We start from the raw sequence: 23,923 nt of genomic DNA, 5'->3' as shown, positions 1-23,923 counted from the left end.
GAACAAGGGCCGCCGTGCGACAGTGCGTATCGACGTGTGACTGGCTTAGGGCCGATCGCTCAGGCTGCGGCGTTCGGTCGGTGCGTCATGTCCCCGCGACCGGCGATCAGGCCTTCGACGGAGATGTCCTCGTCGATTTCGTCCCAGTGCAGGCCGGCGGGGCTCAGCCAGACGGCGGCGCGCTGCTCGGGGGTGGCGTGGAGCAGGCGGGGGAACCAGGCGAGGGGAACCCCCAGCTGCCGCCCGTCGGACAGATCGACGAACAATCGCTGCTCATCGAACCACACGCGCTCAGGACTAGGGGGTAAAGAAGTCATTCCAACGTTGCTCTATCAGGTCGCGGTTCGCCTCGACGAGGCGAATGAGTTCCCTGATCTCGCGATCACTATACCCGTTTTGAACGCGAGGCGAACGGCTGGGAAAAGCCAGAATTCGGCCTCCTTGCCTGGCTCGGACACATGGATGTGGATGGGCTCGCGCGGCGAGCCCTCGTCCGAATAGAAATGGAACCGTCTTCCACGATTTCGGAAGACGACCGGCATTCGATCAGGCTTCCAGCCAGCCCGGCATCCAGCCCTCGTGCCACTCGCGCAGGTGGGCGACGGGGATGCTGAACAGTTCACCCTTGTCGCCGCGAGAGGCGAAGGCGTCGCCACCGGCGTGGCCGACGACGGAGGCGTGCAGGCCGGCGGCCTGGGCCTTGGCGATCAGGGGGTCGGCGTCGGGGACGGCGACCAGATAACGGGCCTGGTCCTCTCCGAACAGGAAGATGTGGGCGTGGGCGGCGCTGGAGGCGTCCAGGGTCACGCCGACGTCGGAGGCCAGAACCAGATCGGCGGCGGCGCCGATCAGGCCGCCGTCGGACAGGTCGTGGACCACGGTCAGGTCGCCGGCCTCGATCAGGTCGCGGACGAAGTCGCCGGTCTTCTTCTCCAGCTTCAGATCGACGGGCGGCGGGGCGCCGTCCTCGCGGCCCAGCACCTCGCGCAGATAGAGGGACGCGCCCAGTTCGCCGACGGTCTGGCCGATCAGGACGAGCGCATCGCCCTCGGCCATGCCGGAGAAGCCCGTCACCACGTCATAGTTGGGCAGCAGGCCCACGGCGCCCACGGTCGGGGTGGGCGGAATGGCGACGCCGTTGGTCTCGTTATAGAGGCTGACATTGCCCGAGACGACGGGGAAGGACAGTTCGCGGCAGGCCTCGGCCATGCCGTCGATGGCGCGGACGATCTGGCCCATGATCTCGGGGCGCTGGGGGTTGCCGAAGTTCAGATTGTCGGTGATGGCGATGGGGCGCGAGCCGACGGCGGTCAGGTTGCGCCAAGCCTCGGCCACCGCCTGTTTGCCGCCCTCGTAGGGGTCGTTCTGGACGTAGCGGGGGGTGCAGTCCGAGGTGACGGCCAGGCCCTTGTCGGTGCCGTGGACGCGGACCACGCCGGCGTCGGCGCCGGTGGCCGAGTCCTGAAGCGTGTCGGCCATGACATGGCGGTCGTACTGTTCCCAGATCCAGCGCTTGGAGGCCATGTCGGGGCAGGCGACGACCTTCATCACCGCATCGGCCCAGTTCTCGGGGGCTGGGATGTCGGCGTGGTTCAGCTTCGGCTGAAGCGCGGGCTGGACCCACGGGCGGTCGTACAGGGGGGCGTCGTCGAACAGGGGGGCGAGCGGCACGTCGCAGACCGTTTCGCCGTGATGCTTCAGCACCAGTCGGCCGGTGTCGGTGGTGATCCCGATCACGGCGGCGTCCAGGCCCCACTTTTTGAAGATGCGATAGCCGTCTTCCTCGCGGCCCGGCTTCAGGACCGCCAGCATCCGCTCCTGGCTTTCCGACAGCATCATCTCATAGGCGGTCATGCCCTCTTCGCGCTGGGGCACGGCGTCCATGTTCAGCTCGATGCCGACGCCGCCCTTGCCGGCCATTTCGACCGAGGACGAGGTCAGGCCGGCCGCGCCCATGTCCTGGATGGCGGCGACGGCGCCTGAGGCCATCAGCTCCAGCGTCGCCTCGATCAGCAGCTTCTCGGCGAAGGGGTCGCCAACCTGGACGGTGGGGCGTTTCGATTCCGACTCATCGTCGAACTCGGCCGAGGACATGGTGGCGCCGTGGATGCCGTCGCGGCCGGTCTTGGAGCCGAAATAGACGACCGACAGGCCCGCCGAGGGGGCGGCCGAATAGAAGATGCTGTCGGCCTTGGCCAGGCCGACGCACATGGCGTTGACCAGGATGTTGCCGTTGTAGCCGGCGTGGAAGTTGGTCTCGCCCGCCACGGTCGGCACGCCGACGCAGTTGCCGTAGCCGCCGATGCCGGAGACCACGCCCTTGACCAGGCGTTTGGTCTTTTCATGCGACGGATCGCCGAAGCGCAGGGCGTTCAGCAGGGCCACCGGGCGGGCGCCCATGGTGAAGACGTCGCGCATGATGCCGCCCACGCCCGTCGCCGCGCCCTGATAGGGTTCGATATAGGAGGGGTGGTTGTGGCTCTCCATCTTGAAGATGCAGGCGTCGCCGTCGTCGATGTCGATCACGCCCGCGTTCTCGCCCGGACCGCAGATGACGCGCTCGCCGGTGGTGGGGAACTTGCCCAGGTGGATCTTGGAGGATTTGTAGGAGCAGTGCTCGGACCACATGACCGAGAAGACGCCCAGTTCCACCTGATTGGGCTCGCGGCCCAGCCGGTCGAGGACGACCTGATATTCGTTCGGGGCCAGGCCGTATTCGGCGGCCAGTTCGGCCATGGTCTTCTGGGGAGCGCTCATGGCCGCGCCTTCTAACGGCAGACGGGCCGATAAGCTACATTCCAGACAGCATTTTGGGCGTTCTGGCCTGAGACTCGGCGCCGACCTGTGATGTCGCGGCCGTGATCTGAGCCAGGGACGGACGGACGGAACGGGTCGGGCGCCGCGCCATTGTCTCCTGGCGACAAAGGAGCATCCGCATGACCGACACCCCCAACGACCCTGCCGCCGCCCCGGAAGAGGACGACCGCGCCGAGATCGCCGCCGACGACGCCGGCGCCTCCGCCATGGCCGAAGAGGCGCAAAAGGAGGTCGAGGAGACCGAGGAAGACGGGGAGGGCATCTGATGGCCTCCCACGATCTGACCAAGCCCAGCCCCGCCGAGCACCAGCAGATGGACCGGTCCAGCGATCCCGACACGACGCGGAAGATGGACGCGGCGGCGCCGGAGGCGGCCCTGGCCAGCCGCCGCCAGCGGATGACTGGAGAGGCGACCGGCGTCGGCAGCGTCGGCTATGACGAGGAGGGCGCCTTTGACGTGGGGGCGGGCGAGGCGGTTCCGCCCTCGACCTCGACCTCGACCTCGACCTAGACGGCGCGTTCGACCCCAGGCTTGAGGCGGAACACCAGAAGGACGCCGCCGACCAGCAGAATCACGGCGCCGGCCAGGGCCGTGAAGGCCACCGCCGGCTTTTCCGCCTGTTCCGCGACGAAGGCGCCCAGGAGGCCCCAGGCCGTCGGGAGGGGATAGGCCAGGGTCCGCAGCGCCGCCGTCACCGCCAGGGCGACCCCTGTCGTGGCGACGACGGCCAGCACGGCCCATGCCGTCGGCGACAGGGCGGCGGGCAGGGCGTCGAAGGCGGTGAGGGTGGTGATCAGGTTCAGCGGCGCCGCCACCGTCAGCCAGCCGGCCAGGGCGGCGAGGGGCCAGACCAGCAGCAGCCGGTCGCGATCGAAGCGGGCGAGCCGCCGCACCTCGCCCGACACGGCCAGCAGCGGCGCCAAGAGGGCGATCAGGGTGGCGAAGATGATGACGACGCTGGCCGCCTTCAGGTTCAGGGCCGCCACGATGATCCAGAGACCCAGGCCGAAGAAGGCCACGGCGGAGGGCCAGCCCATCCGGTTGATCAGGACGCTCTCGCCCGTCTGGGGCAAGACCTGACGCACGGCGTAGGCCAGAAGCCCCAGATAGATCAGGCCCCAGATCGATAAGGCGTAGCCGGCGACCCGCAGGGTCTGGTTCCCTTCAGCGGCGAACTCGGCTTGGGTCAGGCCCAGCCCGGCCAGGTTCTGAACCAGGGGGACGACCACGGCGAAGACGGCGGCGGCCAGGACGACCAGGCGACGGGTGCGCTGGGCGGGCGTGGGGCGAAGGATCGAAGACATGGGGTTCCACTTCACGGTTCAGCGCTCTGTACGCCCCACAAGGACGGAAGGTTCACCGGCCTGGGTTGAAAATGTGAAGCTTGCGGCGGAGCGACGGCCCATGCTGGTGTCGGCGGATGATCCGTTTCCGCCTTTTCGCCTGCGCTGGTTTGGCCGTTCTGTTTCTCGGGGCGTGGGGCAGCGATCCGGCCCTGGGCCAGACGCAGACCCAGGCCCAGGCCCAGACCGCGCCCGCGCCCGCGCTGGTTCTGAACGCCTCGGCCGAGGCGGCCTGGGCCGAGGTGCGCGCGGCCCTGACGCCGTCGCAGCAGGCCCTGGCCGTGCGGCGCTTCATGGCCGCCCTGGCGAACGCCAACGGGCGACCGGTCGTCCCGCCGATGGACGCGCGCGAGATCGCCTCCGGCCGGGCGGCGGCGGCGGACGATCCCGCCCTGCTGCAAAGGCCCCAGGCCTATGAGGCGACCTTGAGCGTGGGGGGGCGGTTCCTGACCTTCCGGCCCCTGTCCCGCGCCAGTCTGGAGCCCTTGACGCGGCGGAGCGCGCCCTAAAACACTGTCCGATGTGTCCGATGTGTCCGATGTGTCCGATGTGTCCGATGTGTCCGAAACCGGCGCCGACTCCGTCAAAGACCCCCTGAACCATACGCCCGCTTGCCGCAGCGGCGGGTCGTTTGGGTTGGGGCTTCTGCAAGCCGTTGAAGCGCCGAGGGTTCCATCTGAGAATTGCACCGACGTCAGGAACCGGCGGCCGTGCGGCCGGTTGTCAGTCCAGTTCCAACTGGAGAGGCGACATGGCCGATCAGACCGAAACCCCGCATTTCGAAACCGATGAAGTCGCCGCCAACCGCGCCATCGAAAACGGTCAGGGCGTCGGCGCCCGCGAACTGGCCGCCCAGCGCGAGCCAGGCGGCGTCGACACCGCCGATGAAGACCCCCAACTCGAGAACGGCGTCTCGGTGATCGAGGACGGCGACGATGCTTTGGATGAGAACCTGGCGGTTCAGGGCGTGGACGACGCGGGCTGATCCCACCTTGCCGAGGATGAACGCGGGGCGCGCGGGCGCCGCCCTCTCTCACGCCTAAGGCGCGGATGTTCCAGGTCGCCATCAGCAGACTGTCGCCGGCCGTCTTGGACGCCACGGCGTCCCAGGGCGTTCAGCCGCTGGAGGTCGTCCAGCACCGCCTGGGGGCGGTGGATCGAGAATAGTCGCCATGATCACCCCCGAGACGCTGATGCACCTTCAGGTTAGCCAAGAACGCGATCATCACGGGTCACGAGCGCGAGAGAACCGTGGTTTTCCTACGTCCCAGCCTTCGAAGGGGGCTGGCGACCGTGAGTCTCAATCCATCCTGAAGCTGACGGAGAAGACGATTATTCCGTCTTCAAGACGCCTTCCAGCGCTTGCAGCCTCGTCGCTGAGGCGGAGCCGCGCCCGATCCACCGAGCGCAAGGCTTCTCGCCCCAGGCCGTAACCGCGCGGCCATTCGCTTTCGATCTGGCAGTTCACCAGCCGACCGTCGTTTTCAGCGCCGCAGGACAGGACGGCGTAACCCTCCGTCGGCGATCGGCCGCCGACAGGGGCCGGGAACCGGGGTCGGGGAACGATTTCCCATCGCGCGAGCGCAGGAAGCGTTTCTCGCCCGTCGCCCTCCGTGTCCTTGTCGCGGGGATCGATCAGAGGCCGACCGCAGGCGGTCAAGGTCTGCTCAAGGGCGGTGCTGGACGGGTTGAGGGCCATGATGAAGCGGTAGCGTCGGTGGTCGGGGCCTTGGGCGACGATCTGGAGTTCGCCGCCTTCCGCCAGTTGGCGCGCCACCATGGCCGGCAGACGGCTGAAAGCCGTCGTGCGATCCTCTCCCACGGTCCAGACGGTGGTTTTAAGAGCCGCATCTTCTCCGACCGAAAGCCCAAGATCGCGCGTCGTGGCGCGTAAGGGGGCCTCGGGCAGGCCGGTGATGAAAAGGTCGTAGGCCCCGTCGATGCATCGGGCGACCAGGGTGACGCCCGAAGTGAATTCAGCAAGGGCCAGGGTAGCCTTACGCTCGGGGATGGAGGTCAACACCCAGTCTTCTTGGGGCGGCGGCGCGTCCTGCGCCTTCGCGGAGACGGCGCCGGCCAAGAGGGCGGAAACGGCGAGGGCGGGGAGGAAGGCTTTCATAACCCCACTCCGCCTCAACGCATGATTGCCGTCAAGCCGCCGCGTAGATGCTTTGGAACAGAACCGCGCCGTCGGCGGAGCCCAGTTCGGCTTCGAAGGCGCGGTCGGGGTGGGGCATCATGCCGAGCACATTGCCGCGGGCGTTCTGGATGCCGGCGATGTCGTTGACCGAGCCGTTGGGGTTGTCGACGTAGCGGAAGACCACCTGGCCCTCGCCCTCGATCCGGGCCAGGGTCTCGGCGTCGGCGAAGAAGTTTCCGTCGCCGTTGCCCTGGGTCATGACCACTTCGCGCTGCCCCTGATAGCCGGCGGTGAAGCGGGTCTGGCCGTTGGCGACGGTCAGGGCGATGGGCTTGCAGACGTATTTCAGGCCCTTGTTGCGCAAGAGGGCGCCGGGCAGCAGGCCGGCCTCGCACAGGATCTGGAAGCCGTTGCAGATGCCGACCACGGCGACGCCGTCGTCCGCCGCCTTCTTCACGGCCTGCATCACCGGCGACTGGGCCGCCATGGCGCCGCAGCGCAGATAGTCGCCGTAGGAGAAGCCGCCGGGAATGACGATCAGGTCCAGGCCCTGGGGCAGTTCGGTCTCGGCGTGCCAGACCATCGAGACGGGCTCGCCGGTGGAGCGTTCGACGGCGACCTTGCAGTCGCGATCACAGTTGGAACCGGGGAAGACGATGACGGCTGCGCTCATGGCGCGGGCCTCTAGCACCGTTTTCAGCAAATGTCAGTGCGCGGGTTCAAGAAGTCCGAGGCGGGTCTCGATCCGGCCGAGACGGGCGTCCTGACGATCAACGATCTGATAGAGGTTGGAGACGTCTTGGTTCAGGCCGTTGAGGTGGAGGCGCATGGCCTGAAGTTCGCCCTTCACGTCGGCGATGTTGCCGTCGATCCGATCCAGGCGCGTCTGCATCGACTTCAGCACTTCGTAGATGAGGTCATTGGTGACGTCCGCCATACGCCCATACTACCATAAACTGTGGTTACGCCAAACGCTCGGACGCAGCACGTTTGCGCCCCGCCAACCAGGCGATCACGAAGATTGCAAACCCGCCCAGGGACAGGCCCATGCCGACCCAGCCGGTCGAGGTCCAGCCGTAGCCGGCGGCGATGGCCAGACCGCCGAGAAGCGGGCCCAGCGCGTTGGCGGTGTTGAAGGCCGAGTGGTTCAAGGCCGCAGCCAGGGTCTGGGCGTCGCCGGCGACGTCCATCAGACGGGTCTGAAGCACCGAGCCCAGGCCGCCGCCGCCGCCGATCAGAAAGACCACGACCATGACGGCCCACAGGTGCGGTGCGGCGAAGGGATAGAGGGCCAGGGCGGCGGCGCTCCACAGCAGCAGGCCGCCCGCCGCCGGAAAGCCGATCCGGTCGGCCGCCCAGGCCCCCAGGATATTGCCCAGGAACATGCCGACGCCGAAGACGGCGAAGACCCAAGGCAGGATCTCCGGCCCCACGCCGGTCACCGCCTGAAGCGTCGAGGCCAGATAGGCGTAGACGCAGAACATGCCGCCGAAGCCGATCGCGCCGACGCCGAGCGTCAGCCAGACCTGGCTGCGCTTCAGGGCGCCCAGTTCGCGCAAGGGGCTGGCGTCGGCATGGGCCGGGTCGCGCGGGGCGAACAGGGCGACCAACCCCATGGTGATCACGGCCAGGACGCTGACGATGGCGAAGGTCCAGCGCCAGCCGAAGGCGTGGCTGACCAGATTGGCGAAGGGGACGCCGATGACGGTGGCGACCGTCAGCCCCATCAGAATGGTCGAGACGGCGCGGGTGCGCAGGTGAAGCGGCACGATGGAGGCGGCGACCAGGGCCGCCACGCCGAAATAGGCGCCGTGCGGCACGCCGCTGAGGAAGCGGAAGACCAACATCCATTCATAGGTGGGCGCCATGGCCGACAGGCCGTTGCCGACGGCGAACAGGGCCATGAAGCCGATAAGCAGCAGCCAGCGGGGGCTGCGCGCGCCCAGCACCGCCAGGATGGGCGCCCCGACCACCACGCCGGCCGCATAGGCGCTGATCACATGGCCCGCCGTCGGGGCGTCGACGCCCAGGCCGGCGGCGAAGTCCGGCAGGATGCTCATGGCCGCGAACTCGGTCACACCGATGGCGAAACCGCCCATGGCCAGGGCGATCAGAACCAGGGCCACACGGCCCGCAGCCATGGGTCTTACGGCGACGTCAGTGTCGGCCACGGCGCCGGAGACGGCCATGCGAAAATCCTGGGGCGAGAACGGAGGGGTGTTGCGCTGCAACATAGGGGGCCCCTCGCGGGCTTCAACCCGCCAGAAATGATCGTCGATCACATAAGGTTGCGGCGCGGCCGCCGAGGGGCGGGCTCAGCCCAGGTTCTCATAGGTCGCGGTGATCGAGGCCTTGGCCAGGGTGTGGAAATGCAGGTTGAAGCCGAACACCGCGCCGGAATCGTCGGCGGTGACGTCCAGCCGCTCCACGTCCACGGCGAAGACGGTGAAGACATAGCGGTGCGGGCCGTGGCCGGGCGGCGGGGCGGCGCCGCCGAAGCCGGCCTTGCCGTAGTCGGTGCGGCCCTGGACGGCGCTGGTCGGCAACTGACCGCCGGGCGAGCCGGCGCCGGTCGCCAGTTCGGTCACATCGGCCGGGATGTTCGCGACCGTCCAGTGCCAGAAGCCGGAGCCGGTGGGGGCGTCGGGATCATAGCAGGTGACGGCGTAGCTCTTCGTCCCCTCCGGCGCGCCCGACCAGGCGAGGTGGGGCGAGGTGTTGCCCTTGGCGTGAACCTGGGCGTCGGGCAGGACGCCGCCGTCCTGAATGTCGGTGGAGGTGAGGGTGAAGGGCATAGGTGCTCCGTCGTTCAAGCCGTTAGCTTAACTAGGAGTCCGCTGTATGGATGCAAGCGCCTCTTCCGCACCTTCGCGCGGAAGAGGCCGAATGCTTCAAGCCGCCTCGATACGGTAGCCTTCGATCACCGTATTGGCGAGCAGCTGCTCGCACATCTTCTTGGCCTCGCCTTGCGGATCCTCGACGCCGTCGAGGTCGAACTCGATCAGCTTGCCGACGCGGGCGTTCGATACGCCCGACCAGCCCAGACCCTGAAGGGCGCCTTCAACGGCCTTGCCCTGGACGTCCAGCACGCCGGTCTTGAGGAAGACGTGAACCTTGATTTTGGCCATCAGCCGTTGCCTTTCATGAAGGGAGTGAAGTCGGACCAGTTCTCGACGCGGAAGCCGCGAACGTCCTTCACGCATTGGGGGAACCAGGGCAGAGCCTTGAGGGCGGTCATGGCCAGAGTCAGATTAGCGAGGTCCGGGATTTCAGTGAGATAGACGCTCTGTTGGACGCGGTGGAAATCATAGCGTTTCAGGGTCCGTTCGATCTCGCGATACGCCTGCCTCACCCCGGCGGGATGGATAGCGGTCGTCTCGTTGAGGTCCAGATCGAAGGAAATGGCGAACATCAGGCCAGGGGGTCGTTTTCGGCGTCGGCCAGCGGATAGTCGAAGGCTTCGTCGCTGTCGATTAGACAGGCCCTGATGAGGTCCCCGACAATGGCGGTCACTTCATAGACCGGCCCGACGCCCGCGATGCGGCGAAAGCGGCTGGTTCCGGCCAGGTCAATGGACCGTCGGAACTCGCCGCCCTCTTCCGCTACGTCAATCATCAGTGCAGCCCGCCCTGAATCACCGTCGGCATGCCCTTCATGATGCCCAGGCGACGCGCGACTTCGGTGTAGCTTTCGATGACGTTGCCCAGGTCGCGGCGGAAGCGGTCCTTGTCCATCTTCTCGCCGGTCGAGGAGTCCCACAGGCGGCAGGAATCGGGGCTGATCTCGTCGGCCAGGATGACGCGGCTAAAGTCGTTCTCCCAGATTCGGCCGAACTCGATCTTGAAATCGACCAGGGTGATTCCGACCGCGCTGAACAGGCCCGACAGATAGTCGTTGACCCGAACCGTCATCGCCAGGATGTCGTCCAGTTCCTGGGTCGAGGCCCAGTTGAAGGCGGTGATGTGCTCTTCGGTGACCATCGGGTCGTTGAGCTCATCCTTCTTGTAGTAGAATTCGATGATCGAGCGTGGCAGGGGCGTGCCTTCCTCGATGCCCAGGCGCTGGCTCATGGAGCCGGCGACGATGTTGCGGCAGACGACTTCCAGCGGAATGATCTCGACTTCGCGGATCAGCTGCTCGCGCAGGTTCAGGCGTTTGATGAAGTGATTGGTCACGCCGATGCCGTTCAGGCGCGACATGATGAATTCGCTGATCTGGTTGTTGACCACGCCCTTGCCTTCGAGAACGGCCTTCTTCTGGGCGTTGAAGGCGGTGGCGTCGTCCTTGAAGTACTGGATCAGGGTGCCGGGCTCGGGCCCTTCGTACAGGATCTTGGCCTTGCCCTCGTAGATCTTCTTGCGTTTGCTGTTCATATTCCGGTCCCGGCTTACGGGCGCCCTCCAGAAACAAAAATCGCGCGGCCATGGTGGAAAGGGAAGACCCGGTCCTGGCGGCGCGTTTTGGAATCGTTCGGGCAGTCAATCTCGTTCGGCGTCTCCTTAGCGGAAGGCGGCCCTCGACACAAATGAACGCCGCGTGCGACGCCGCAACAGGACCAAGGTCTATGCAAGCCATGTTGCGTTCGGGCGCGGGCGGGCTATAGACGGCGCTTGCCCCGAGGTCAGGGGTGTGCGGAGCTTGCTGAGCGACATGACGACGTTCGACGATCGGGAAAAGGGCTTTGAGGCCAAGTTCGCCCTCGATCAGGAGCAGGAATTCAAGGCCATCGCCCGGCGCAACAAGATGCTGGGCCTATGGGCGGCCGAGAAGATGGGCCTGTCGGCCGACAGCGCGGACCAGTACGCCGCCGCCATCGTGCGCGCCGACATGGAGCAGCCGGGCGACGAAGACGTGTTCCGCAAGGTCGCCGGCGACTTCAAGGCCTCGGGCCTGACGGTCTCGGAGGGCGAAATCCGCTCCAAGATCGACGAACTGGCCTCGATCGCCCGCGAACAGATTCGCGCCGGCGAATAGGACTTTCGGCCTTCGGGCCTTCAGACGTCGAAAGGGCCGCACCCGGGGGAAAGTGCGGCCCTTTCTTTTTGCCGGGGACGTTGGGGGATGTCTCACCCGGCTTACTGTGCGTCTCGCGCCCCCTAAGAACACGGGGGGCGGGATTTGGTTTCCGCCGGTTCCGGGCGGATCGTAAATATTTTTACGGCATCAGAACCGTATCTACGACATGGACCATGCCGTTCGATTGAGCCACGTCCGCCTGGGTGATGGTGGACTTTCCGCCCTTGGCGTCGGTGATGACCCAGGTATCGTTCGGGCCCGCCGAAACCTTCAGTTCCTCGCCCTGAACGGTCTTCAGGGTCGCGGTTCCGCCGTTCGCCTGGGCCTGGGCGGCGATGTCGGCGGCCGTCAGACGCCCGGCGACGACGTGATAGGTCAGGATCTTGGTCAGATCGGCCTTCATGTCAGGCTGCATCAAGGCGGTGCGGGTGGCTTCGGGAATCTTGTCGAAGGCGGCGTTGTCGGGGGCGAAGACGGTGAAGGGGCCGGGGCCTTGCAGGGTTTCGACCAGGCCGGCGGCCTGAACGGCGGCGACCAGGGTCGACAGGTTCGAGGCCTTGGAGGCGTTGGCGACGATGGTCTCGTTCGAGCTCATGGCGGCGCCGCCGACCATGGGTTCGGCCGCCATAGGCGCCATGGCGGTCCCTTCCGCCGGCGCCATGGCCGTCGATTCGGCCGGGGCGGTCTCGTTGTTGTTGCAAGCGCCGAGCGCCATCAAGGCGCCGCCGGAGGCGGCGACGAGCATAAGTGTCCGAAGATTTGGCATGGTTGTTCCTTCCCTGTTGGTCCGCACTGCGGCGTTGACGGAAAGGTTACGGCTTGAGGCGGGTAAAGGATGCCTGCGGCGTGACAAGAGGACGCAGCTTGGCCGTTAGTCCTCGAAGACGACCGTCTTGGCGCCATGCAGCAAAACCCGGTCTTCCAGGTGCCGACGGACTGCGCGGGCCAGGACGCGGCGCTCGATGTCGCGGCCTTTTCTGATCAAATCTTCGGGCGTGTCGCGGTGGCTGATTCGCTCCACGTCCTGTTCGATGATCGGACCTTCATCCAGGTCGGCGGTGACATAGTGGGCCGTGGCGCCGATCACCTTCACCCCGCGCGCATGGGCCTGGTGATAGGGGCGGGCGCCCTTGAAACCGGGCAGGAAGGAGTGGTGGATGTTGATGCAGCGGCCCGCCAGTCGCGCGCTGAGATCGTCGGACAGAATCTGCATGTAGCGCGCCAGAACGACCAGTTCCGTGCCGGTCTCCTCGATCAGACGCAGAAGCTGGGCCTCCTGGGCCGGCTTGTCGGCGGCGCTGACGGGCAGGTGATGGAAGGGCAGGTCGCCCAGATCGACATGGCCGATCATCTCGCGCGGATGGTTGGAGACGACCGCCGTCACATCCATGGGCAGTTCGTCGATACGCCAGCGGTACAGCAGGTCCGCCAGACAGTGGTCGAAGCGCGAAGTCAGAATCATCACCTTGCGCGGTTCCGGCCCCCTCAGGGTCCAGTCCATGTCGAATCGCCCAGCCAGAGGGGCGAAGGCGGCGCGGATCGCGGCCGGGTCGTCGCCTTGGCGCGGTTCGAACACCACACGCATGAAGAAGGTGGCGCTGGCGGCGTCGCCGAACTGCTGGGCGTCGGAGATGTTGGCGTCCCGCTCCAGCAGGAAGGCGGACACGGCCGCCACTATGCCGTGGCGGTCGGGGCAGGAAAGGGTCAGGATCATCAGGCGGCGGGCTTATCCGGGAGAAACTTTCCGAGTATGGCCCAGTTTTCCGCCTTTGCCGACAAGGATATTGCATGGGCCGGGCTGGATGACGGCAGGTCGACCAGGGCGAGGCCGGCGAGGTCGGCCAGGATCCGCCTGCCCAGCTTGGCCGCCAGACCGCCGTTGAAGGCGACGGCGCGCAGTTCGGGGAGGTCCTGGATCAGACCGCGCAGATCGGCGGCCTCGGGCGACCTGATCGCCGCGTCCAGACTGCCGGATCGCTGGGCCGAGGCGATCACGTCCCACAGGCCGACGCCGCGCGCCTTCAACCGCTCCAGGCGGTCGGGGTAGGGCAGGGCGGCCAGGGGTTCGTCCAGCACGCCGCCGATCAAAGGCCAGAAGCCGTTGCGCGGGTGGGCGTAATATTGCGCCGCCTTCAGCGAGGCGTCGCCGGGCAGGCTGCCGAGGATCAGCAGGCGGGTGTTCGCATCGACGACGGGGGGGAACTGGCTCTTGGTCATTCCCGACGCGCCGCGTCCCGATACACCTGGCTGCGGTCGCGTCTGCCCACCGCGACGACGGTCACCGTTATGATTGCGTCCTCGACCCGATAGACCAGCCGATATCCGGCGTAGCGCAGCTTGATCTTGTAGTGATCGCGCATCCCGTGAAGCGCATCCTTCGGAACACGCGGACTCTCCAGTCGTTCGGCCAGCTTTTCCTTGAACTGGACCCGGACCGGCGCGCCCAGCTTCTCCCACTCCTTCAGCGCGGAGGGGAGGAACTGAAGATCAAAGGGCATCGAGCGAGACGCGCACCGGCGTCTCGTCCTGCCGCTGGCGGACAGTCTCGATCAAGGCCAGATCATCCAGGCGTTCGACCATCGCCTCATAGACGGCGGCGGGGACCATATAGGCCATGACCCGATTATGATTCAGCACGGCCACGGTCTGGCCCGCCGCGTCGTCCATGACGGCGCTGGGGCTCTTCTTCAGGTCAGAGACGCTGACCGCGACAGAGGCTTCGACGCGTTGCATGGTGATAGAGTACGAAAATCGGTACAATTTTCAATACTGAAGATCACCCCTCGCCGAACACCCGCCTGAACACCACGTCCACATTCTTGGTGTGATAGCCGAGGTCGAACAGGGCCTCGAGCTGGTCGTGGGGCAGGGTGACGCGGTCGTCGGCCTTGAGGAAGTCCAGGAAGGCGCCCTCGCCGCGCCAGACCTTCATGGCGTTCTCCTGCACGGCGGCATAGGCCGCCTCGCGCGAGACGCCGGCCTGGGTCAGGGCCAGCATGACCCGTTGCGAGTGCACCAGACCGCCCAGGCGGTCGAGGTTCTTCTGCATGTTCTCGGGATAGATGTTCAGCCGCTCGATCACGCCGGCCAGGCGTTGCAGGGCGAAGTCAAGATGGATGGTGGCGTCGGGACCGATGCCGCGTTCGACCGAGGAATGGCTGATGTCCCGCTCGTGCCACAGGGCGACGTTTTCCATCGCCGGGGTCACGGCTGAGCGGACCAGACGGGCCAGGCCGGTCAGGTTTTCGGTCAGGATGGGGTTGCGCTTGTGCGGCATGGCCGACGAGCCCTTCTGACCCTTGTCGAAGAATTCCTCGGCCTCCAGCACCTCGGTGCGTTGCAGGTGGCGGATCTCGACCGCCAGACGCTCGACCGAAGAGGCGACCACGCCCAGGGCGGCGAAGAAGGCGGCGTGGCGGTCGCGCGGGATGACCTGGGTCGAGACCGGCTCGACCTGGAGCCCCATCTGTTCGGCCACATAGGCTTCGACGGCGGGGTCGACATTGGCGAAGGTGCCGACGGCGCCGGAAATGGCGCAGGTGGCGATCTCTTCCTTGGCCGTGATCAGGCGGCGTTTGGCGCGCTGGAACTCGGCGTGATAGCCGGCGAGCTTCAGGCCGAAGGTCACGGGCTCGGCGTGGATGCCGTGGCTGCGGCCGACGGTCGGGGTGTACTTATGCTCCTTGGCGCGGGTTTCCAGCGCGGCCAGGACGCGATCGACGCCTTCGATCAGCAGGTCCGACGACCGGGCCAGCTGGACCGCGAAACAGGTGTCCAGCACGTCCGACGAGGTCATGCCCTGGTGCAGGAAACGCGCCTCTTCGCCGACGATCTCGGCGACGTGGGTCAGGAAGGCGATGACGTCGTGTTTGGTGGTGCGCTCGATCTCGTCGATGCGGTCGGCGTCAAAGGTCGCGTCCTTGCCCTTGGCCCAGATGGCGTCGGCGGCCTGCTGGGGGATGACGCCCAGTTCGGCCATCTTGGTCGCCGCATGGGCCTCGATCTCGAACCAGATCTTGTACTTGGTCTCTTGCGACCAGATGGCGGCGGCGTCGGGGCGGGAATAGCGCGTGATCATGGGGCGGTCGTGTCGGTCCGGCCGCCGTCGGAGTCAAGGTTTGCGGTGCTCTAAAGCTGTCCCATCGTATTGTCGTGATCGACGGCCTGCCGCTTCAGCCAGGCGACGAAGGCGGTGGCGCTGGGCGAGGGCGGGCGGTCGCGGGGCTGGACGACGTAATAGGCGAAGCCGACCGCTTCCGAGCCGTCGGGGAAGGGGGCGACCAGACGGCCCGAGGCCAGGTCGGCCTGGGCCAGGGTGCGTTTGGCCAGGGCGACGCCGCGGCCGGAAGCGGCGGCCTCGATCAGCAGGCTGGACTGGTTGAAGCGCGAGCCCCGGCGCGGGTCGGGGTGGCGCACGCCGCGCGCCTTCAGCCACATGGCCCAGTCGGGGCGGCTGGGGTCGCCGTCGTTGGACATGTCGTGCAGCAGGGTGTGGCGCATCAGATCGGCGGGTTTGCGGATCGGATGTTCGCCGTTCATCAGAGACGGGGCGCAGACGGGCAGGACCGTCTCGGTCATCAGCCGGTCCACGGTCAGGCCGGGGTAGTCGCCGGGGCCGTAGCGGACGGCGAGATCGACCTTGCCCTCGGTCAGGTCGGCAGTCTCCATGTCGGCCGAGATCCAAAGCTCGATCTCGGGATGGGCGGCGTGGAAGTCGTCCATGCGCGGCATCAGCCATTTGGAGGCGAAGCCGGGGGCGATGCTGATCGACACCTGTTTGCGGCGCGGCGGCTCGCGCAGCAGGGCCGAGGCGTCCATCAGCCGCTCGAACCCCTCGCGCAGCAGGGGGACCGAGGATCGGCCGAGGTCGGTCAGCTGGAGACCGCGCGCCTCGCGCACGAACAGGGGGCCGCCGACAATGTCCTCCAGCAGGCGGATCTGCTGGCTGACGGCGCCGGGCGTCACCGCCAGTTCGTCGGCGGCGCGCGAGAAGTTCAGGTGACGCGCGGCGGCCTCGAACGCGCGCAGGGCGTTGAGCGGGAGCAGGGAACGGGCCATCGCCGTTAGAAATCCTATCAGCGTGCCAAAGGCAATCTGGTTTGCGGGTCTGGACGGGGAGGCCGATGGTTCGGGCTCCGCCGCCGTCCTCCTTCCCCGACGCCGGCCCTGAAAGCAAGACGATGCGTGTATTTCTCGCCTCCATTCCGCTTGAGGCCGCCAAGATCGTGATCATCGGCGGCGGTGAGCCCGCCCTGGCCAAGCTGCGACTGTTCCTGAACACGCCGGCCCAGCTGCTGTGGTTCGCGCCTGACGGCGCCCCGCCCCGGATGGAAATCCCGCTGAGCGCGCCGGAGCCGGTGCTGCGCGCGCCCCAGGCCCAGGATCTGGCGGGGGCGCGTCTGGTCTTTATGGCCTTGGACGACGCGGACGAACTGACGCGGCTGGGCGCCCTGGCGCGGGCGGCGGGGGCCCAGGTCAATGTGGTGGACAAGCCCCATCTGAGCGACTTCCAGACCCCGGCCCTGATCGACCGGGACGAGGTGGTGATCGGGGTCGCCACCGGGGGATCGGCGCCCATACTGGCCCGCGACGTGCGCTCGCGGATCGAAGGGGTTCTGCCGGCCGGCCTGGCCAATGTGGCCCGAATGGCGCGCGAACTGCGCGACACCGTCAAGGCCAGCGTGCCGGACTTCATGGCCCGGCGGCGGTTCTGGGAGAAGGCCTTCCGGGGTCCGGCGGCCGATCTGGCGGCGGCGGGCCGCACGGCCGAGGCGCGGCGCGAGATGCTGCGGCTGCTGAACGTCGCCGCGCCCGAACAGGGGGTGGTCCATATCGTCGGGGCGGGGCCGGGCGATCCTGAGCTGCTGACCCTGAAGGCGCTGCGGGTGTTGCAGGACGCCGACGTGATCATTCACGACCGGCTGGTGCCCGAGGCCGTGCTGGAACGGGCGCGGCGCGACGCCAAGCGGCTGTATGTCGGCAAGGCGCGCGGCGAACATTCCGTGCCCCAGGATCAGATCGAGGCCCTGATGATCGAGGAGGCCAAGGCCGGTCACCGGGTGGTGCGGTTGAAGGGCGGCGATCCCTTCGTCTTCGGGCGCGGCGGCGAGGAGCTGGAGGCGATACGGGCGGCGGGGGTTCCGGTCTTTGTGGTGCCGGGGGTGACGGCGGCCCTGGCCTGCGCGGCTTCGGCCGGGATCCCTCTGACGCACCGCGAGCACGCCCAGGCGGTGACCTTCGTGACGGCCCAGGCCAAGCCGGGCGGCGTCGACGCCGACTGGACCCGGCTGGCGGCGCCGAACCATACGCTGGCCATCTATATGGGCGTGGACCGGGCCGAGGAGACGGCGGCCAGGCTGATGGCGGCGGGCCGCGCGGGCGCGACGCCGGTGGCCGTCGTCGAAAACGGCAGTCGGCCGGACGAGCGGGTGCTGACCGGCCGGCTCGACGGGCTGGGCGCCCTGGTGCGCGGCGCGAACCTGACCGGTCCGGCCCTGCTGTTCGTGGGCGAGACGGCGGCGTTTTCGGCGGCCCAGCCGGACGTGCGGACGGAGGCGGCGGCATGAAGATCGTCACCGCAAACCGCCTGTCGGACGGGCGCGTCATCTATGCGGGCGTGGACAATCAGCCGGTCGAGCGCCTGGACCAGGCCTCGACCCTGGACGACGCGGCGGCCGAGATCGTGCTGGCCGAGGTCGCGGCGCGGCCGGACGTGTTCGTCAATCCCTATCTGGTCGAGGTTCAGGATCGCGCGCCCTCGGGCCGGGATCGGCTGAAGGAGCGGATTCGCGCCGCCGGTCCGACCGTCGGCCACAGCGTCGCGGGAGGCGTGGGCTGATGTATCGCTATGACGAGTTCGACCACGCCCTGGTGCGTGAGCGGGTGGCGGAGTTTTCCGACCAGGTGGCGCGCCGCGCCTCCGGCGCCCTGACCGAGGACGAGTTCAAGCCGCTGCGGCTGATGAACGGGGTCTATCTGCAGCTTCACGCCTATATGCTGCGGGTCGCCATTCCCTATGGAACGTTCAACAGTCGGCAGATGCGCCGGCTGGCCCATATCGCCCGCACCTATGACAAGGGCTACGGCCATTTCACCACGCGGACGAACATCCAGTACAACTGGCCGGCCCTGACGGACCTGCCGGCGATCCTGAGCGATCTGGCCGATGTCGAGATGCACGCCATCCAGACCTCGGGCAACTGCATCCGCAACACCACGACCGACGTCTTCGCCGGGGCGGCGGAGGACGAGATCGAGGATCCGCGGCCCTGGTGCGAGATCATCCGACAGTGGTCGACGATCCACCCGGAGTTCAGCTTCCTGCCGCGCAAGTTCAAGATCGCGGTCATCGGCGCCGAGAAGGATAGGGCGGCGATCCGCACCCATGACGTGGGGCTGCAGATCGTGCGCGGCGAAGACGGCGGGACCGCCTTCCGCGTCTTCGTCGGCGGCGGGCAGGGGCGGTTGCCCCATATCGGCCAGGAGATCGCCTCGGCGGTTCCGGCTGCGGACCTGCTGGCCTATCTGACCGCCATATTGCGGGCGTGGAACCTGTTGGGACGGCGCGACAATATCCATAAGGCGCGGATCAAGATCCTGGTCGCCTCGGTCGGGCTGGAGGCCTTCCGCGAGGAGGTGGACAAACACTACGCCACCCTGCGCCTGGAAGACCTGCGGATCCCCGAGGACGAGGCCGAGCGGATCAAGGCCTATTTCGCCCCGCCGCCGTTCGAGGATCTGCCCAAGGCCAGCGCTCCGTTCGAGCGCGCCCTGCTGGCCGATCCGGACTTTGCGCGGTTTGCGCGGAACAATGTGCGGCGTCACCGGCAGGCGGGCTATGCCTCGGTGGTGGTGTCGCTGAAGCCGGTCGGCGGCGTGCCGGGCGACATCACGGCGGACCAGATGGACGCGGTTGCTGATCTAGCCGAGCGATACGCCTTCGACGAACTGCGGGCCGCCTATGAGCAGAACCTGGTCCTGCCCCATGTGAAGCTGGACGACGTGCCGACGGTCTGGCGGGCGCTGCTGGAGGCGGGGCTGGCGACGGCCAACGCCGACCTGGCGACCGACGTCATCGCCTGCCCGGGTCTGGACTATTGCAGCCTGGCCAACGCCCGGTCGATCCCGGTGGCCCAGGCCCTGTCGAAACGGCTGGCGGACCTGGACTATCAGGAGAAGCTGGGGCCGGTGCGTATCAATATGAGCGGGTGCATCAACGCCTGCGGCCACCATCACGTCGGCCACATCGGGGTGCTGGGCGTCGACCGGAAGGGCGAGGAATACTACCAGATCACGGTCGGCGGTTCGCCCGACGAACAGGCGGCGCTGGGCGACATCGTCGGCAAGAGCCTGCCGGCCGACGAGGTGGCGCCCGCCATCCAGCGGACCCTGGACCGCTATCTGCAAATCCGCGCCGAGGGCGAGCGGTTCATCGACACGGTGCGCCGTGTCGGACCCGATCCCTTCCGCGACGCCATCTATGAGACGCTCGATGCTGCAAACGCTTGAGGGAGTTCAGAACGGGCCGCGCCTGTCGGTGACGACCCCGCTGGAAGAGGTCGAGGCGGCCGCCGCCGCAACCGACGTCCTGGTGCTGGAGTTCGACGCCTTTCGCGACGGGCGCGGCTTCTCGCTGGCGGCGGTGCTGCGCGAGCGGGGCTATGCCGGGCGGCTGATCGCGGCGGGCAAGGTCCTGCCGGACCAGGCGCGCCATCTGCGGCGGTCGGGATTCGACGCGGTGGAGCTGGCGCCGGGCGCCGACACGGCGGCCTGGGCGCGGATGGACCAGGCCTTCAGCGGCTCCTATCAGCCGGCCGTCGATCCGGCCCCGACCATCTGGCAGAGACGGCGGGCGGCGTCGAACGATCGGGATCTGCAGGCCCTGGCCGACCGTCTGAACCGCGAGACCGAGGGCAAGGCCGCGTCGGACATCCTGAAGGCGGCGCTGGATCCGGCCCTGGGCCTGCGGATCGGGACCATATCCTCGTTCGGGGCGGAATCGGCGGCCCTGCTGCACATTGTGGCCCAGACCAATCCGGACGTGCCGGTCGTCTTCCTGGAGACCGGCCAGCATTTCCTGCAGACCCTGTCCTATCGCACCCAGCTGACCAAGGCTCTGGGGCTGACCGACGTGCGGCTGGTCACGCCGGATGCGAACGAGAAGGCGGCCCTGGACGCCCGCGACGACCTGTGGAAGACCGACGCCGACGCCTGCTGCGACCTGCGGAAGGTGCGGCCCCTGGCGCGGGCGACGGTCGGGTTCAACGCCCTGATCACCGGGCGCAAACGCTATCAGGCCGCGACCCGCGCGGCGTTGAAACCGTTCGAGGTGCTGGACGGGGTGCTGCGGATCAATCCGCTGGCGGACTGGGACGCCGACGCCGTCGAGGCCTGGCTGGAGGCGCACGACCTGCCCCGTCATCCCTTGGTCGAGCAGGGCTACCGCTCCATCGGCTGCTGGCCCTGCACCCGCGCCGTCGAAGACGACGAAGACGCGCGGGCCGGACGCTGGTCGGGGATGGACAAGGTCGAATGCGGCATCCACCTAGGCAGGCGTCAGGTCGCCGCCTGATCGTCCTCCCGTTCGACCTCGCCTGAAAGCTGAAACGTGTCCGCCACACCGTCTGTCATCGACCTGATCGGTCATACGCCGCTGGTCCGCCTGAATCGCCTGTCCGACGAGACGGGCTGCGAAATCCTGGGCAAGGCCGAGTTCATGAACCCCGGCGGCTCGATCAAGGACCGCGCCGCCCTGTCCATCGTTCAGGTCGCGCGGGCGTCGGGCGCGCTGAAGCCCGGCGGGACCATCGTCGAGGGCACGGCGGGCAATACCGGCATCGGCCTGGCCCTGGTCGGGGCGGCCCTGGGCCATCCGGTGGTCATCGTCATGCCCCGCACCCAGTCGGAGGAGAAGAAGTCGGCCATCCGGTCGCTGGGCGCGCGCCTGGTCGAGGTGGACGCCGCCCCCTTCTCCAGCCCCAACCATTTCGTCCATTATTCGGGCCGTCTGGCGACCGAGCTGAACGAGAGCGAGGAGGCGGGCGCTATCTGGGCGAACCAGTTCGACAACACCGCCAACCGAGACGCCCATTATACGACGACAGCGCCGGAAATCTGGGAACAGACGGGCGGCCAGATCGACGCCTTCGTCTCGGCCGTGGGGTCGGGCGGCACCATCTCGGGCGTCGCCGCCTATCTGCGAGAGAAGAAGCCCGAGGTGACCATCGCCCTGGCCGATCCCGCCGGCGCGGCCCTGTTCAACTGGTTCACCAAGGGCGAGATGACGGGCGAGGGCTCGTCGATCACCGAGGGGATCGGGGTGGCGCGGATCACCGGCAATCTGGAGGGGTTCAAGCCGGATTACGCCTACCGGATCGAGGATGCGGAGTTTCTGCCGATCCTGTTCGATCTGGTGAAGCACGAAGGTCTGTCGCTGGGCGGATCGGCCGGGGTCAACATCGCCGGGGCCGTGCGGCTGGCGCGCGAGATCGGGCCGGGCAAGACCATCGTCACCTGCCTGTGCGATCCGGGGTCGCGCTATGCGTCCAAGCTGTTCAACCCGGAATTCCTGACGTCGAAGGGCCTGCCGGTTCCGGCGTGGGCTTAAGACCCTCTCCCGCTCGCGGGAGAGGTGGCCCGGCGTCCGCGCAGCGGACCAGGGTCGGAGAGGGGAGTCTCGTTTGAACAGAAGACTTCCCCCATCGTCAGGCGTGTCGCTGCGCGCCACGGCCTGACACTTCCCCCGCAAGCGGGGGAAGGTCCTATTTCTCCGCCGCGATCCAGGCGTCCATCCGCTGGTCCAGCAGGGCCAGCGGCAGCGGGCCCTCCGTCAGCAGGGCGTCGTGGAAGGTGCGGATGTTGAACTTCGGCCCCAGTTCGCGTTCCGCCCGGGCGCGGATTTCGCGCAGGCGGATCTCGCCGATCTTGTAGGCCGTGGCCTGGCCCGGCCAGCCGATGTAGCGCTGAAGCTCGGTCTCGATATTGTGGGACGCCAGGGCCGAGTTGTCGCGGAAACAGGCGCGGGCCTCTTCCTCTGTCCAGCCCATCCAGTGCAGGCCGGTGTCGGCCACCAGGCGGCAGGCGCGCCACATCTCGTAGGACAGGCGGCCGAACCGCTCATAGGGCGTGCGGTAGAAGCCCATCTCCTCGCCCAGGTATTCGGCGTACAGGCCCCAGCCCTCGGTGAAGGCGGTCACATTGGCCTGGCGTCGGAAATAGGGTTGGTCCTCGGCCTCCTGCTGCAGGGCGATCTGGAGGTGGTGGCCGGGCACGGCCTCGTGCAGGGTCAAGGCCGGCAGTTCGTACAGGGGGCGCTGGTCCAGCTTGGATGTGTTGACCACATAATGGCCAGGGACGCCGTTCTGCATCGAGCCGGGATTGTAGCGGCCGGTGGTGTAGTTCGCCTCGATCTGCGGCGGGACCGGCTGCACGTCATAGGGCAGGCGAGGCAGGGTGGCGAACAGGGCGGGCAGGCCGCCGTCCGCGCGCTTGGCCATCTCCGACGCCTTCTCCAGCAGGTCCTCGCGCGTCTTGGCGTAGAACTGGGGTTCGGTGCGCAGGAAGTTCAAAAAGCCGGCGAAGTCGCCGGTCCAGCCGGCGGCCTTCATCTCGACCTCCATCCGGGCGCGGATGCGGGCGACCTCGGACAGGCCGATCTGGTGGATCTGGTCCGGCGTCAGGTCCGTGGTGGTGTGGCCGCGCACCAGATAGGCGTAGAGGGCCTTGCCGCCGGGGCGGTTGCCCAGGCCGGGCTCGATCGGAGCCTTGGGCAGGTATTCGGTCTCCAGGAAGGCCAGCCAGTCCTGGCGTGCGGGGACGATGACTGCGGCGACCGCAGCGGCGGCCTGGGCCCTCAGCCGGTCGCGGTCGGCGGGGGCGATGGTGGTCGGCAGGGTGGCGAAGGGTTTGAGCAGGGGCTCGTCCTCGGGCGTGATCGCCACGTCGTTGCGCGCCCCGGCCAGGGCGCTTTCGGTGACGGAGCGGGGCTGGACCATGCCGGTGGCGAGACCCCGCCGGGCGTTGTCGGTGGTCTGGGCGTAGATGTCGCCAAAGCCCCGTATGCGCCGGATATAGGCCTGGGCCTCCGCCACCGTGTTCAGTCGGGTGCTCTGGCCGACATAGAGGGCCCAGGTTCCCGGCCCGCCTTCGCTGTCGAAGGCCAGGCGAGAGGCGTCGTAATCCAGACCCTCGACGCCGCGCTTCAGGCTGTACAGCAGAAAGGCGTGATTGATCCGCGCCGCCTGGGAAAGACTTGCCGGGTCGATGGTCTCGAGCCGGGCGACGAAGGCTTCCAGCGGCGCGCGCTGGGCCAGTTCGAAGGCGCGCGACAGGTCGGGAACCCGGCCCATGGCCTCCACATCGCCCTCTCCGCCCGCAGCGAAGGGGTCGATCGCCTTCAGATAGGTTTCGTAGTCCGCGATCAGGGCGTTCAGCGCCGCCTCAGCCGGGCGGGCCGTCGCCGGCGCCGTCACGGGGACCCCCGTCTGCGCAGCCTCCGGGGCCGCAGCCGCGCCGGTCGCCGCCGTCGCCAAACCGGCCGCAACGGCCAAACCGATGATCTTCATGACGCCCTCCGCTTTCAGCCGCCACGCAAGCGGAGCGGACGGG

31 protein-coding genes are annotated in these 23,923 nt (G+C 67.7%); 10 read left to right on the top strand and 21 right to left on the bottom strand.

Translation table 11 applies throughout. From position 1 onward, the window contains the following. Positions 1-59: 59 nt before the first annotated feature. From BSP_RS14390 to purL, 3 genes are read right to left on the bottom strand one after another with little or no spacing between them, the layout of a single operon-like run. Positions 60-317 (bottom strand): DUF2442 domain-containing protein, encoded by a 258-nt coding sequence (locus BSP_RS14390; RefSeq protein ID WP_152950783.1) that lies wholly within the window; start codon positions 315-317, stop codon positions 60-62. Between the two features lie 15 nt (positions 318-332). Beyond that, the gene (locus BSP_RS16660; RefSeq protein WP_224764394.1) at positions 333-542 is read right to left on the bottom strand and encodes a DUF4160 domain-containing protein; all 210 of its coding nucleotides are present in this window, start codon (positions 540-542) and stop codon (positions 333-335) included. Between the two features lie 4 nt (positions 543-546). Next, entirely contained in the window at positions 547-2,757 is a 2,211-nt protein-coding gene (gene purL / locus BSP_RS14380) for a phosphoribosylformylglycinamidine synthase subunit PurL (protein ID WP_152950782.1), read from the bottom strand. 179 nt (positions 2,758-2,936) lie between these two features. Between purL and BSP_RS14375 the strand changes: the two genes are divergently transcribed. Next, positions 2,937-3,083, top strand: a complete 147-nt coding sequence (locus BSP_RS14375; protein WP_152950781.1) for a hypothetical protein — start codon at positions 2,937-2,939, stop codon at positions 3,081-3,083. Next, positions 3,083-3,328: a Tat pathway signal protein gene (locus BSP_RS14370; RefSeq protein WP_152950780.1), complete on the top strand. Its 246-nt coding sequence runs from the start codon at positions 3,083-3,085 to the stop codon at positions 3,326-3,328. The genes BSP_RS14375 and BSP_RS14370 overlap by 1 nt, the downstream gene beginning before the upstream one ends. Here the strand turns inward: BSP_RS14370 and BSP_RS14365 are convergent. Further along, positions 3,325-4,122, bottom strand: a complete 798-nt coding sequence (locus tag BSP_RS14365) for a hypothetical protein (protein ID WP_152950779.1) — start codon at positions 4,120-4,122, stop codon at positions 3,325-3,327. The genes BSP_RS14370 and BSP_RS14365 overlap by 4 nt on opposite strands. Positions 4,123-4,238: 116 nt before the next feature. Here BSP_RS14365 and BSP_RS14360 point away from each other — a divergent pair, with 116 nt between their 5' ends. Both BSP_RS14360 and BSP_RS14355 read left to right on the top strand, forming a co-directional pair. Beyond that, entirely contained in the window at positions 4,239-4,670 is a 432-nt protein-coding gene (locus BSP_RS14360) for a hypothetical protein (RefSeq protein WP_152950778.1), read from the top strand. Positions 4,671-4,912: 242 nt separating this feature from the next. Continuing rightward, positions 4,913-5,146 (top strand): hypothetical protein, encoded by a 234-nt coding sequence (locus BSP_RS14355; protein WP_054766407.1) that lies wholly within the window; start codon positions 4,913-4,915, stop codon positions 5,144-5,146. 315 nt (positions 5,147-5,461) lie between these two features. Here BSP_RS14355 and BSP_RS14350 read toward each other — a convergent pair whose 3' ends face one another. From BSP_RS14350 to purC, 9 genes are all read right to left on the bottom strand, one after another. Beyond that, entirely contained in the window at positions 5,462-6,280 is an 819-nt protein-coding gene (locus tag BSP_RS14350; protein WP_227975975.1) for a hypothetical protein, read from the bottom strand. Between the two features lie 31 nt (positions 6,281-6,311). Next, a complete protein-coding gene (gene purQ, locus BSP_RS14345; protein WP_054766406.1) occupies positions 6,312-6,974 on the bottom strand; it encodes a phosphoribosylformylglycinamidine synthase subunit PurQ in 663 nt (220 codons plus the stop codon). A 33-nt stretch (positions 6,975-7,007) separates the two neighbouring features. Next, on the bottom strand, positions 7,008-7,238 hold the full coding sequence (locus BSP_RS14340) for a hypothetical protein (protein WP_054766405.1): 231 nt from the start codon (positions 7,236-7,238) through the stop codon (positions 7,008-7,010). Between the two features lie 25 nt (positions 7,239-7,263). Next, a complete protein-coding gene (locus BSP_RS14335; protein WP_227975974.1) occupies positions 7,264-8,535 on the bottom strand; it encodes an MFS transporter in 1,272 nt (423 codons plus the stop codon). Between the two features lie 81 nt (positions 8,536-8,616). Then, complete coding sequence (locus BSP_RS14330) at positions 8,617-9,096, bottom strand: YbhB/YbcL family Raf kinase inhibitor-like protein (protein WP_054766404.1); 480 nt, start codon at positions 9,094-9,096, stop codon at positions 8,617-8,619. A 96-nt stretch (positions 9,097-9,192) separates the two neighbouring features. Beyond that, positions 9,193-9,429, bottom strand: a complete 237-nt coding sequence (purS, locus tag BSP_RS14325) for a phosphoribosylformylglycinamidine synthase subunit PurS (protein WP_152950776.1) — start codon at positions 9,427-9,429, stop codon at positions 9,193-9,195. Beyond that, positions 9,429-9,713: a hypothetical protein gene (locus tag BSP_RS14320; RefSeq protein ID WP_054766402.1), complete on the bottom strand. Its 285-nt coding sequence runs from the start codon at positions 9,711-9,713 to the stop codon at positions 9,429-9,431. Before BSP_RS14320 ends, purS begins: the two co-directional genes overlap by 1 nt. After that, positions 9,713-9,916, bottom strand: coding sequence for a hypothetical protein (locus BSP_RS14315; protein WP_152950775.1), 204 nt, complete (start codon positions 9,914-9,916; stop codon positions 9,713-9,715). The genes BSP_RS14320 and BSP_RS14315 overlap by 1 nt, the downstream gene beginning before the upstream one ends. After that, a complete protein-coding gene (gene purC / locus BSP_RS14310) occupies positions 9,916-10,674 on the bottom strand; it encodes a phosphoribosylaminoimidazolesuccinocarboxamide synthase (protein WP_054766400.1) in 759 nt (252 codons plus the stop codon). The genes BSP_RS14315 and purC overlap by 1 nt, the downstream gene beginning before the upstream one ends. Positions 10,675-10,951: 277 nt before the next feature. On the opposite strand from purC, the gene BSP_RS14305 reads away from it, so the two are divergent. After that, a complete protein-coding gene (locus tag BSP_RS14305) occupies positions 10,952-11,275 on the top strand; it encodes a DUF1476 domain-containing protein (protein ID WP_054767022.1) in 324 nt (107 codons plus the stop codon). Positions 11,276-11,456: 181 nt separating this feature from the next. On the opposite strand, the gene BSP_RS14300 is transcribed toward BSP_RS14305, so the two are convergent. The 7 genes from BSP_RS14300 to gcvA form a co-directional block, all read right to left on the bottom strand. Further along, complete coding sequence (locus BSP_RS14300; RefSeq protein WP_227975973.1) at positions 11,457-12,062, bottom strand: fasciclin domain-containing protein; 606 nt, start codon at positions 12,060-12,062, stop codon at positions 11,457-11,459. Positions 12,063-12,188: 126 nt separating this feature from the next. Then, positions 12,189-13,031 carry a formyltetrahydrofolate deformylase gene (gene purU / locus BSP_RS14295; protein ID WP_152950774.1) on the bottom strand — a complete coding sequence of 281 codons (843 nt, stop codon included), beginning with the start codon at positions 13,029-13,031 and terminating at the stop codon, positions 12,189-12,191. Beyond that, on the bottom strand, positions 13,031-13,534 hold the full coding sequence (locus BSP_RS14290) for a DNA-deoxyinosine glycosylase (RefSeq protein ID WP_152950773.1): 504 nt from the start codon (positions 13,532-13,534) through the stop codon (positions 13,031-13,033). The genes purU and BSP_RS14290 overlap by 1 nt, the downstream gene beginning before the upstream one ends. After that, entirely contained in the window at positions 13,531-13,815 is a 285-nt protein-coding gene (locus BSP_RS14285; RefSeq protein WP_152950772.1) for a type II toxin-antitoxin system RelE/ParE family toxin, read from the bottom strand. The genes BSP_RS14290 and BSP_RS14285 overlap by 4 nt, the downstream gene beginning before the upstream one ends. Further along, entirely contained in the window at positions 13,805-14,050 is a 246-nt protein-coding gene (locus tag BSP_RS14280) for a type II toxin-antitoxin system Phd/YefM family antitoxin (RefSeq protein ID WP_152950771.1), read from the bottom strand. Before BSP_RS14280 ends, BSP_RS14285 begins: the two co-directional genes overlap by 11 nt. A gap of 43 nt (positions 14,051-14,093) precedes the next feature. Next, a complete protein-coding gene (gene purB / locus BSP_RS14275; RefSeq protein ID WP_152950770.1) occupies positions 14,094-15,395 on the bottom strand; it encodes an adenylosuccinate lyase in 1,302 nt (433 codons plus the stop codon). 50 nt (positions 15,396-15,445) lie between these two features. Next, a complete protein-coding gene (gene gcvA / locus BSP_RS14270; protein WP_152950769.1) occupies positions 15,446-16,375 on the bottom strand; it encodes a transcriptional regulator GcvA in 930 nt (309 codons plus the stop codon). 122 nt (positions 16,376-16,497) lie between these two features. Here gcvA and cysG point away from each other — a divergent pair, with 122 nt between their 5' ends. The 5 genes from cysG to BSP_RS14245 are packed head-to-tail and all read left to right on the top strand — an operon-like array spanning position 16,498 to position 21,923. Beyond that, on the top strand, positions 16,498-17,883 hold the full coding sequence (cysG, locus tag BSP_RS14265) for a siroheme synthase CysG (protein WP_152950768.1): 1,386 nt from the start codon (positions 16,498-16,500) through the stop codon (positions 17,881-17,883). After that, positions 17,880-18,155: a DUF2849 domain-containing protein gene (locus BSP_RS14260; protein ID WP_152950767.1), complete on the top strand. Its 276-nt coding sequence runs from the start codon at positions 17,880-17,882 to the stop codon at positions 18,153-18,155. The genes cysG and BSP_RS14260 overlap by 4 nt, the downstream gene beginning before the upstream one ends. Further along, positions 18,155-19,825, top strand: coding sequence for a nitrite/sulfite reductase (locus BSP_RS14255; RefSeq protein ID WP_152950766.1), 1,671 nt, complete (start codon positions 18,155-18,157; stop codon positions 19,823-19,825). Before BSP_RS14260 ends, BSP_RS14255 begins: the two co-directional genes overlap by 1 nt. Next, complete coding sequence (locus tag BSP_RS14250; RefSeq protein WP_152950765.1) at positions 19,809-20,888, top strand: phosphoadenylyl-sulfate reductase; 1,080 nt, start codon at positions 19,809-19,811, stop codon at positions 20,886-20,888. The genes BSP_RS14255 and BSP_RS14250 overlap by 17 nt, the downstream gene beginning before the upstream one ends. Before the next feature lie 36 nt (positions 20,889-20,924). Further along, entirely contained in the window at positions 20,925-21,923 is a 999-nt protein-coding gene (locus BSP_RS14245; RefSeq protein WP_152950764.1) for a cysteine synthase A, read from the top strand. Positions 21,924-22,077: 154 nt separating this feature from the next. Here the strand turns inward: BSP_RS14245 and BSP_RS14240 are convergent, their stop codons facing one another. Next, positions 22,078-23,880: a DUF885 family protein gene (locus tag BSP_RS14240; protein WP_152950763.1), complete on the bottom strand. Its 1,803-nt coding sequence runs from the start codon at positions 23,878-23,880 to the stop codon at positions 22,078-22,080. Positions 23,881-23,923: the final 43 nt, after the last annotated feature.

It is taken from the genome of Brevundimonas sp. Bb-A (assembly GCF_009394735.1).
Taxonomy (GTDB): Bacteria; Pseudomonadota; Alphaproteobacteria; order Caulobacterales; family Caulobacteraceae; genus Brevundimonas; species Brevundimonas aurantiaca.
This window is presented reverse-complemented; position numbering and strand designations above follow the sequence as displayed.

What these genes read in the sequence shown, in the direction of transcription:
- BSP_RS14260 (WP_152950767.1), top strand. Translation starts at nt 17,880, where the DNA reads ATGAAGATCGTCACCGCAAACCGCCTGTCGGACGGGCGCGTCATCTAT.
- purC (WP_054766400.1), bottom strand. Translation starts at nt 10,674, where the DNA reads ATGAACAGCAAACGCAAGAAGATCTACGAGGGCAAGGCCAAGATCCTG.
- purU (WP_152950774.1), bottom strand. Translation starts at nt 13,031, where the DNA reads ATGATCCTGACCCTTTCCTGCCCCGACCGCCACGGCATAGTGGCGGCC.
- BSP_RS14335 (WP_227975974.1), bottom strand. Translation starts at nt 8,535, where the DNA reads ATGTTGCAGCGCAACACCCCTCCGTTCTCGCCCCAGGATTTTCGCATG.
- BSP_RS14355 (WP_054766407.1), top strand. Translation starts at nt 4,913, where the DNA reads ATGGCCGATCAGACCGAAACCCCGCATTTCGAAACCGATGAAGTCGCC.
- BSP_RS14320 (WP_054766402.1), bottom strand. Translation starts at nt 9,713, where the DNA reads ATGTTCGCCATTTCCTTCGATCTGGACCTCAACGAGACGACCGCTATC.
- BSP_RS14255 (WP_152950766.1), top strand. Translation starts at nt 18,155, where the DNA reads ATGTATCGCTATGACGAGTTCGACCACGCCCTGGTGCGTGAGCGGGTG.
- BSP_RS14330 (WP_054766404.1), bottom strand. Translation starts at nt 9,096, where the DNA reads ATGCCCTTCACCCTCACCTCCACCGACATTCAGGACGGCGGCGTCCTG.
- purB (WP_152950770.1), bottom strand. Translation starts at nt 15,395, where the DNA reads ATGATCACGCGCTATTCCCGCCCCGACGCCGCCGCCATCTGGTCGCAA.
- BSP_RS14285 (WP_152950772.1), bottom strand. Translation starts at nt 13,815, where the DNA reads ATGCCCTTTGATCTTCAGTTCCTCCCCTCCGCGCTGAAGGAGTGGGAG.
- BSP_RS14360 (WP_152950778.1), top strand. Translation starts at nt 4,239, where the DNA reads ATGATCCGTTTCCGCCTTTTCGCCTGCGCTGGTTTGGCCGTTCTGTTT.
- BSP_RS14350 (WP_227975975.1), bottom strand. Translation starts at nt 6,280, where the DNA reads ATGAAAGCCTTCCTCCCCGCCCTCGCCGTTTCCGCCCTCTTGGCCGGC.
- BSP_RS14300 (WP_227975973.1), bottom strand. Translation starts at nt 12,062, where the DNA reads ATGCTCGTCGCCGCCTCCGGCGGCGCCTTGATGGCGCTCGGCGCTTGC.
- BSP_RS14340 (WP_054766405.1), bottom strand. Translation starts at nt 7,238, where the DNA reads ATGGCGGACGTCACCAATGACCTCATCTACGAAGTGCTGAAGTCGATG.
- cysG (WP_152950768.1), top strand. Translation starts at nt 16,498, where the DNA reads ATGCGTGTATTTCTCGCCTCCATTCCGCTTGAGGCCGCCAAGATCGTG.
- BSP_RS14370 (WP_152950780.1), top strand. Translation starts at nt 3,083, where the DNA reads ATGGCCTCCCACGATCTGACCAAGCCCAGCCCCGCCGAGCACCAGCAG.
- gcvA (WP_152950769.1), bottom strand. Translation starts at nt 16,375, where the DNA reads ATGGCCCGTTCCCTGCTCCCGCTCAACGCCCTGCGCGCGTTCGAGGCC.
- BSP_RS16660 (WP_224764394.1), bottom strand. Translation starts at nt 542, where the DNA reads ATGCCGGTCGTCTTCCGAAATCGTGGAAGACGGTTCCATTTCTATTCG.
- BSP_RS14375 (WP_152950781.1), top strand. Translation starts at nt 2,937, where the DNA reads ATGACCGACACCCCCAACGACCCTGCCGCCGCCCCGGAAGAGGACGAC.
- BSP_RS14240 (WP_152950763.1), bottom strand. Translation starts at nt 23,880, where the DNA reads ATGAAGATCATCGGTTTGGCCGTTGCGGCCGGTTTGGCGACGGCGGCG.
- purQ (WP_054766406.1), bottom strand. Translation starts at nt 6,974, where the DNA reads ATGAGCGCAGCCGTCATCGTCTTCCCCGGTTCCAACTGTGATCGCGAC.
- purL (WP_152950782.1), bottom strand. Translation starts at nt 2,757, where the DNA reads ATGAGCGCTCCCCAGAAGACCATGGCCGAACTGGCCGCCGAATACGGC.
- BSP_RS14290 (WP_152950773.1), bottom strand. Translation starts at nt 13,534, where the DNA reads ATGACCAAGAGCCAGTTCCCCCCCGTCGTCGATGCGAACACCCGCCTG.
- BSP_RS14390 (WP_152950783.1), bottom strand. Translation starts at nt 317, where the DNA reads ATGACTTCTTTACCCCCTAGTCCTGAGCGCGTGTGGTTCGATGAGCAG.
- BSP_RS14250 (WP_152950765.1), top strand. Translation starts at nt 19,809, where the DNA reads ATGCTGCAAACGCTTGAGGGAGTTCAGAACGGGCCGCGCCTGTCGGTG.
- BSP_RS14305 (WP_054767022.1), top strand. Translation starts at nt 10,952, where the DNA reads ATGACGACGTTCGACGATCGGGAAAAGGGCTTTGAGGCCAAGTTCGCC.
- purS (WP_152950776.1), bottom strand. Translation starts at nt 9,429, where the DNA reads ATGGCCAAAATCAAGGTTCACGTCTTCCTCAAGACCGGCGTGCTGGAC.
- BSP_RS14365 (WP_152950779.1), bottom strand. Translation starts at nt 4,122, where the DNA reads ATGTCTTCGATCCTTCGCCCCACGCCCGCCCAGCGCACCCGTCGCCTG.
- BSP_RS14280 (WP_152950771.1), bottom strand. Translation starts at nt 14,050, where the DNA reads ATGCAACGCGTCGAAGCCTCTGTCGCGGTCAGCGTCTCTGACCTGAAG.
- BSP_RS14315 (WP_152950775.1), bottom strand. Translation starts at nt 9,916, where the DNA reads ATGATTGACGTAGCGGAAGAGGGCGGCGAGTTCCGACGGTCCATTGAC.